The organism is Acetivibrio cellulolyticus CD2 (assembly GCF_000179595.2).
GTDB classification, from domain to species: Bacteria; Bacillota; Clostridia; order Acetivibrionales; family Acetivibrionaceae; genus Acetivibrio; species Acetivibrio cellulolyticus.
Genome location: NZ_JH556653.1, coordinates 2,031,128 through 2,038,823, shown reverse-complemented (window position 1 = coordinate 2,038,823; position 7,696 = coordinate 2,031,128). Strand labels below are relative to the sequence as shown.

Annotated in this window: 8 protein-coding genes and 1 pseudogene; 7 read left to right on the top strand and 2 right to left on the bottom strand. The window is 31.9% G+C overall.

Annotated elements, in window-relative coordinates; all coding sequences use genetic code 11:
• Positions 1-111: 111 nt before the first annotated feature.
• From ACECE_RS27265 to ACECE_RS0210900, 7 genes are all read left to right on the top strand, one after another.
• Complete coding sequence (locus ACECE_RS27265; RefSeq protein WP_235715934.1) at positions 112-696, top strand: ExeA family protein; 585 nt, start codon at positions 112-114, stop codon at positions 694-696.
• A 210-nt stretch (positions 697-906) separates the two neighbouring features.
• On the top strand, positions 907-1,575 hold the full coding sequence (locus ACECE_RS0210925) for a hypothetical protein (RefSeq protein ID WP_205410171.1): 669 nt from the start codon (positions 907-909) through the stop codon (positions 1,573-1,575).
• A 46-nt stretch (positions 1,576-1,621) separates the two neighbouring features.
• Complete coding sequence (locus tag ACECE_RS0210920; protein WP_026073797.1) at positions 1,622-1,744, top strand: cyclic lactone autoinducer peptide; 123 nt, start codon at positions 1,622-1,624, stop codon at positions 1,742-1,744.
• A 201-nt stretch (positions 1,745-1,945) separates the two neighbouring features.
• Complete coding sequence (locus ACECE_RS0210915) at positions 1,946-3,103, top strand: YncE family protein (protein ID WP_010681254.1); 1,158 nt, start codon at positions 1,946-1,948, stop codon at positions 3,101-3,103.
• A gap of 76 nt (positions 3,104-3,179) precedes the next feature.
• Positions 3,180-3,473, top strand: a complete 294-nt coding sequence (locus ACECE_RS0210910) for a hypothetical protein (protein ID WP_010681253.1) — start codon at positions 3,180-3,182, stop codon at positions 3,471-3,473.
• 892 nt (positions 3,474-4,365) lie between these two features.
• The gene (locus ACECE_RS27260; RefSeq protein WP_010681252.1) at positions 4,366-4,902 is read left to right on the top strand and encodes an RNA polymerase sigma factor; all 537 of its coding nucleotides are present in this window, start codon (positions 4,366-4,368) and stop codon (positions 4,900-4,902) included.
• Positions 4,892-5,722 carry a zf-HC2 domain-containing protein gene (locus ACECE_RS0210900; protein ID WP_010681251.1) on the top strand — a complete coding sequence of 277 codons (831 nt, stop codon included), beginning with the start codon at positions 4,892-4,894 and terminating at the stop codon, positions 5,720-5,722. The genes ACECE_RS27260 and ACECE_RS0210900 overlap by 11 nt, the downstream gene beginning before the upstream one ends.
• A 38-nt stretch (positions 5,723-5,760) precedes the next feature.
• On the opposite strand, the gene ACECE_RS0210895 is transcribed toward ACECE_RS0210900, so the two are convergent.
• Both ACECE_RS0210895 and ACECE_RS27255 read right to left on the bottom strand, forming a co-directional pair.
• Positions 5,761-6,261 (bottom strand): hypothetical protein, encoded by a 501-nt coding sequence (locus ACECE_RS0210895; RefSeq protein ID WP_162862521.1) that lies wholly within the window; start codon positions 6,259-6,261, stop codon positions 5,761-5,763.
• 1,083 nt (positions 6,262-7,344) lie between these two features.
• Positions 7,345-7,696 (bottom strand): annotated as a pseudogene (locus ACECE_RS27255) (ISNCY family transposase); the annotation flags it as partial.

The following is a 7,696-nucleotide window of genomic DNA, read 5'->3' as shown; positions in this document are numbered from 1 at the left end:
GTATGCAGCAAGAAATAGGTTGTTTGCAGTTATAACCGGTGATGTTGGAACAGGAAAACAACAGCGCTAAGAAAGTTAGTAGATAGCCTTGATATCAATCGTTACAAGGTAATGTACATAAGTGATTCATCTTTAACACCAAGAAATTTCTACTGGGAGGTATTAAACCAACTAGGTTGCGAAGCAAAATTTTACAGAGGAGATGCAAAACGTCAGTTAACCCGTGAGCTATCGAACCTCATAGAAACACAAAAGAGGATACCAGTGATAATATCAGACGAAGCACATCTTTTATCAAGAGAAATGCTAGAGGAAGTACGGTTTCTCTTAAACTTTAAGATGGATTCATACAATCCAATGAGTTTAATTCTAGCGGGACAGAGTGAACTTAGAGATGTTCTGAAAAAACAGATATATGAGGCAATATGCCAAAGGATAGATATACGTTATCACCTTACCCCTTACGATCGGCAACAAACCGGAGAATACATCAAAAAGCATCTTGAATATGCAGGAGAAACCAGGGATATATTTACCGAGAAGGCTATTGGCGAAATTTATGACTATTCTCATGGAGTAGCAAGGAAAATCAATAAAGTATGTATAGCCTGCCTGATGCACGCAGCACAAAGGCAAACAAAGTTGATAGATGATCATGTAGTAAGGCTCATAATTGAAGATGAATTCAATTGGTAATTAATTACCCTGTTCGGTGAAGTATCGGACAGGGTTAATGAGCAAAATATACGGACACAAAATTTGGGCAAAGAGCGGTCAAACAGACCGAGCAGCGACAATAGAGTACCGTTAAGAAATGTATTATTTGTGGGGTTTTGTGCTGCAGTAATATTTCATTTATCTCAAACTTTACTGCAACCGGATATTCTGGTCTATTTAGTATCTTTATTGGGTTTTGCAAGTTTAATTTATTTTATATATAAGTTGAATATATTTGAAACAGCACTAGGTTGCTTGGTTACTCTGGTCTTTTTTACAATGGTACAGGGTACAACGGTCGGTCTTATACGTGCTTTTACAAACGTTTCGCAGGAAGAAATCCTTACGAGTTTAGCTATCAGGTTCAAGTGTGTTGTTGTAGAAAGTATCATCATATGCATAATTCTTTTATTCATGTACAAAAAAAGTGTTAATATATATTATTTAAAGGAAAATAAACTGGACAAGTCTCAAAAAAGCAGGTTAGGATTTTTGGTTTTACAGTTGGCGTTTGCTCTTTTTATTCTACTAGTGATCTACACAATGTTTACCAAAAATACGGAGGTTTTTCAATCCCATTCGGACAAGCTTTTGATTGTTTCTAGTTTTATTATTACAATTATCTTTACTGCTTTATTAATTAAAAGTGTATTTAAAATTGGTGAAATAATTCAAAGAGAAGAAGAAGTAAAACGGCGAATGGATGGAAGGGAGTTTATCCAAAATATTGATTATTTATGTGCTTTAATTGATGAAAGAAAGTATGGAGAACTGAAAAGAGTATTGGAATCTATTAAGAATGACATAGAAACTGGAATGGTCAATGAAAAAAAAGGCACTAATAGAGAGAGTATCTGATAAGGTAGGAGGTCTCTCTATTAAATAAAAGTGGGGGGATGTTATTATGAGAAGAAATTTATTAGGGGTAGTATCTGCTGTTTTAGTTATTATTGCAATGGTTGCTACAAGTACAGCTAGTTGGTTTTGGTTATATCAACCTAAGGTGCCCAAATCTCTGCATAAATAACATCAACTCATTGAGAATAAAGATAAAATATTGTAGTTTGTCAACTTTCTTTAATTTTATTAGACAAGCACCTTGTATGGAAGGTGCTTTTTTGATGGCATTTTTTATAATACTATATTGGTTTATTTACTTACTACTTACTAATTGAAATATTTATCAATTGGTGAGGTCATAAATACATATATTTATGGGGGTACAAATTTGAAAAAACATATATGCACTTTATTTATTATTATAATGCTGCTATTAACTTCATGTAGTTCTTTTTCAGAACCAAAAAAAGAGAGTTTTCATTATGACGACAATTCCAAATATGACATATACTTTAATCTTGTCGGTAATATAGGTTTTATTCAAGTTGAAGACATTGAAAAGGATAACATATTACATGGTAAAATGAAGTTTATGCCTACCAAAAATGAAGATAAGATGATTTACAAAGTTGTAAGTTCGGCAGATAACAAAGTTTATGCATCAGTACGTACTCCAGGAAGCACAAAAGCTAACAGGCTTATTGTATTGAAGGAAGGAGAAATACAAAAGGAAATCGTTTTTAAGGATAATCATAAACCTGCGGAGATAATAAATGACGTTGAAAAGAATAGAGTTTTTGTTGAACTGACGCAATCTAATGCTATTAACCTGCCATTAGGTACACCAGTTAGAATTGTTGATTATGCAACAGATGAGTACTTCGATTGCCCATTTTATACCAAAGGGGCTATTAGCGGGTACGGAATATTTGGGAATTACATTTATGGTGTATGTGGGGGAGCAAGGGAAAGTTTATATACCGACGTGCCCGATAATCACATCTTTAAAATAGACAGAAACAGCCTCGAAATGGAAATATTATCAAAAGAAAATTTAGGGTACTTGCCAAACGATCTTGGTGTAAGTCCTAAAGGCAAAATATACATAACTACAAACGGACATATAGAAATGCTTGATCCAGATCATCCTGAAACGAGTAATTTTAATACAGAGGATAGTCTTTGGATATATGATTTAAATGGCAATTTTCAGAAGAAGGTAGAGTTAAAAAAATGGTGCAACCAAATAATAATAAATGAAAATGGTATAGCATACATATCACATTCAGGAAAAAGGTTTAGTAGCGATTATTTGGGAGAAACACTTACAATATTTGATACCAATTCGGATAGCATAGTGAAAACTATTGATGGACTAAATGGTATAACAACAATGTATCTTATAGATGATTATTTATTCATTTATACAAGTGAAAAGCAGAGTATAACAATTATGGATGCCAAAACATATGAAATTTTGGGTCAGATACCTATTGATTATAAAGGCTTCTGCTTATCCATGACAGTTGTAAAAACAAAAAAATGAATGGCTAAAAAATGACAGTACTGACGATTTACTTTTTTAATACTTTATAATTTTTCACGAAATGAGTCGAGAGCATATGACTAATGCGATTGCAGTATATTTAGCTAATGTACTTATAGTAATTGTTATATTATTAATCTTTGCGCTAGAGGCATACTTATCCCTACGCAAAAATATTGTTTTAACGTTAATTATGCCTGTTATATCTTTCTTTTTAGCATTTTGGCAAATAATAAGATTTGTTAAGCAATTAATAGTTAGGGGGCATTTTGACGGAGACTCATTTATTCCCATACTTTTGTTTGCTATATTATCTTTTATCTTTATTGTATGTAGAAAAAAGGTTAGGGGGAAGGTTGCTCTTAGGTAAAAGTTCTATTGTTTGTACATTTTAATGCTAATATGGAAAAACGTAGTCGTTTTCACATATTAGCATTAAAAGTGTTCATAAGCTTGCTTTAAGTCTCTGGGAACTACTATTTAGGGTATTATGAACAATAAACTACCTTAACAGAAAGGAGTATTTCCTATCATTCATACCCAACTTTTTCTGCAGTCTTGATACAATTTTAACCTCCTTTGCAAATCTTCTATTAGCCATTTTCCACAATCTTTTAGTCAGGGTGATTTTTAGGCGAATGGCTATTTGAATTGTCTATTAGTCATTCATCATGCTGGTCAATAAAATTATCTCCCAGAATTCCAGAAAATAAGATAATAAATAATAAATGCTTCTTTTAGTAAAAAAACATATTTAGATGCTCTTAATGCTAGAATGTAGGCACGATAAAGCATCTACGATTTTCTGTACCTTGTATAAACAAATCGAATGGCACAGTCGTCTCGGCGGAGGTGTTCATGCTGATGAAATCATGGACAGGATTATTCACAATGCCATCTGGGCTGAAACAGGTAACCTGAACATTCGTGAGTACTGCGCAAAACATAAGCTATAAATACAGCGGATTCCATCTGCGAATAGATGGATTCAAAACTGGGAATGGGTGGTACGGAACTTCGTTCCATACTGGACTCATTCTCATGAAATAATCACCTAGCTGTGCTAGGATGTGCCGAGAAAGTCTTTTTATAATGAGTAGGCCGGCATATTAGGATATTAAGCTTTAAAGGAAATCGAAAATGTACATTGTGCATTTATCAAATTCATATTTGATGTAAATAAGCAACTTTTAAATAAAAAAATGAACCTTTTAGTGTAGTTGAACGTCATTATTATGTAACAGCAAAATGGAGGTGGATAGGTGGAAACAGAGACGCTAATAGAAGCCATAAAACGAGGCGATAAAAATGCTTTTGAGTCTTTTATACAAAGATACCATAATGAGCTTTATTACACAGCTCTGGGGATAGTTCGTTCTGAGTGGGATGCTCGTGATATATGTCAGGAAACATTTATAAAAGTGTTTTCGTCATTGAATAAGTTAAGTGATACATCAAAGCTTAGAGCATGGATGAACAAAATCCTTATTAATAAATGCAATGACTACTTTAGATATAATAAAAGGATAACTGTAACCGACTATATTGAGGTTGAAGCTTTTAGCGAAATTGAAAATGGAGAAAAAATAGACCTGTTAAGGGCTTTGATGTCATTGAAGGAAGAGATTAGGATGGTTCTGACGCTTAGGTATTTTCAAGATTTATCTTTAAAGGAAGTCGCATCTATTTTAGATATACCTGAAGGGACTGTTAAATCACGGATTAGTAATGGACTTAAAGAACTTAGGAAACTTATGAAAATTGGTAAGGAAGGAGGAAGTAATCTTTATGAATTGTGAAGAAACTTTGGAATTACTTGAAGAGTATATTATAGGAGAACTTGATTTAGAGAAACGTCAATTGGTGGAGAAGCACCTTCAGGATTGTAGTGACTGTAATACAGAATATATGGAAACAGAAGAAGTTATCAGAGGATTACATAATCTTAAAAATTCTAAAATTGCTAGTGGGGATATTTTGAATATGAGTAAGATGGTTGGAGAGCGCAAAAAATGGGAAATGCCTATACCAAGTGTTGCGGCAGCTGTATTTTTTGTTATGTTTCTTTTGACAAGTTCAGTAATTGCTTTTCCAACATTTGCGTCAACATTTGCACCAGGGCTTCCTGTTGTAAAACAATTGTTGGAAACACAAAAAGATTATAATACTGCAATGCAGGAAAATCAGGAGATAAAGATATTGAACGAGAAAATAGAACAGGAGAATCAACAATTAAAAAAGAACATTAAAGAAATTGGAGGATTTTCTATAGTAGAGTATCAAACTAGTCAAAGTATCGGGGAAGATGACAACGACAAAGTACAGAATTTGGTTATAAATTTTATAAAAGCGCAATACAAAGGAGATATTGAAAAAATAAAAGCTATGTGTACTGAAGAATTTAAGGTACAAGTAGATAGAATGAAAGATAGTATTTTGATGGATAGTAAAGGAGATTTTGTATTTACTCAAATAACAAATATTTCGAAAGAAGGGGACTCATATTTTGTATCTGTTAGGTTGAATGATACAAGTGATATTCCGGATTATGAGCTGGATTTTGAACTTAAAAAAATTAATGATAAATTTTATGTGTCATTTGAAGGAAAGGATGTGTAAGGTAAGATTTAAATTCTGGTATAGAATCAAATGACCTGCTAATAGAAATCAGTTTTGTTATATGTTTTATAAAATTCAAAAGCATTTTCAAGATTAGGGTTACATATCGCACTGTAATAAAAGTATTTATTCTTAATGTCAAAACAAGAAAGTATTATGCCTTTAATTATACTTTGATTTTTCTTATAAGAAAGTGGAACTTTAGCAATTGTGTATTCAGGAGTAATATAAAAATCAACATTGCCATCTACTGTTAAAATATAAGTTGCACTTTTCATTTCTTTCTCAGCAGCAGATTTAGATAGCCTAGTATACAAGCCGTTCACTAAATGAGTGTAGGCTTTTCCAACAATGGCATCTTCATACACTACATTTACAATACGATTTGTATTATCTTTTACACCTAAAAACTCTGAATTGTCAAGTCTAGGCATACCCCAAAAAAGATCAATCACTTCAGCGGTACAAAATAAGATACTAATTATGCTTAATATAATAAACACCATTTTAAAAAACAAAAAAAGTTTTCTTTTACTCAAATTTGAATTTAGCATAAGATATCTGCCCCGTTCTATACATTTATATGATACAATGTTAATTAATGTATTATATCATATCAAAATCTATGAATAAACTTGGATTGAATATCATGTATTATTACCAATAAAGGATAAAGATTTTAAGTATGATATTAGTCTAAAAGAATCCAATTAAAATGAAATGAAAGATGCTTTATTAAAATTCTTCAGCAACTTATTTATCAAAGCCCCTAAGTCAAACTTAGGGGCTTTGACTATATAGAGGAATTGCGAATAAAGGGTTTCGCCATGCAGATGAGTTTATTTTGTTAAGAAAATATACTTTACTGTATAAATACTAATAAGGCTTACAAAAATGCTTTATAGACCGGAGAAAAATTAAATTAAAATTAAAAATGGATTAAATGTTAATAAAGAAAAATATTGACAATTAATGATATAGTATGTAATATTATTCTAAAGAGTTTTTACAGAAAATGTAGTTTTGATAAGAAAATAGGAAAAATAGAAGTTGAATTGTATTTTTTTACATGTGTTTTGAATGTCTTATTTGATTGGGGGAATTAACTATGTGATGCCTGCCAGATGTCTGAACAGACTCTCTTTTTCGTGTACAATTTCGCTTATAGTAGACTAGTAAAAATGAAATGCTGGAGAAGATAAAACAATTTAAGTATTATCCATCTAGATCTTTACTTTCTTTGCGCGCGTCGTAAAATGTTTTGATCGGAAAAGTTTTACCTGTGTATATTGTCTTTTAACTAAAATTTGGGTTGTCATCTGTGTTTATATGCTAATCATTGGAAGAAAACAATGTAATCAGTACCTTGGTACCCTTTAAATTTAAAGATTCGGGTGTATTACAAAAAACTAATTTAATTTATTAATACTATAACTATTAGGCATTTGCAAAATGACTTAAAAAATCAGATGTAAAAAGTTAGAAGAGATGTAAAATGGACTTTGATAACTTAAGAGGGATATATGTTAGTGATTTGACTGAAAAACCAGAACCTTGTTGATGAAATTACAGCACAAATAAGCTTATGTATAAGACATAAGTTTCAAGAGTAAGTTAGTAAATCAAGCGATTAAAGGTTTTAAACTACGTATATACTTGTGCTCATGAATTTTATCTGCAAGTATTACAGTAATTAGTTGTGTGATACCTGCGAGATATAAATCTGCTTTAATAGTTAGGTTGTCTCTTGTTTTAAGATTACCACAGGCCATAGGCTCCTTAAGGTATTGAATGTTTTTTTCTACTACAGTCCTAATTTTGTAGTCAGAAATCCATTCGTCAGAGCCTCTAATCACACCTGGATACATGCGTTTATCCATGGCAGGAGATGTGAAGGTTACACGACCGCAAGGCTTGCCATTACAGGGGTTATCACAAGAAGTAACCCATTTACCTTTAATTAGTTTTGCCTGT

What these genes read in the sequence shown, in the direction of transcription:
- ACECE_RS0210920 (WP_026073797.1), top strand. Translation starts at nt 1,622, where the DNA reads ATGAGAAGAAATTTATTAGGGGTAGTATCTGCTGTTTTAGTTATTATT.
- ACECE_RS27265 (WP_235715934.1), top strand. Translation starts at nt 112, where the DNA reads ATGTACATAAGTGATTCATCTTTAACACCAAGAAATTTCTACTGGGAG.
- ACECE_RS0210900 (WP_010681251.1), top strand. Translation starts at nt 4,892, where the DNA reads ATGAATTGTGAAGAAACTTTGGAATTACTTGAAGAGTATATTATAGGA.
- ACECE_RS0210910 (WP_010681253.1), top strand. Translation starts at nt 3,180, where the DNA reads ATGACTAATGCGATTGCAGTATATTTAGCTAATGTACTTATAGTAATT.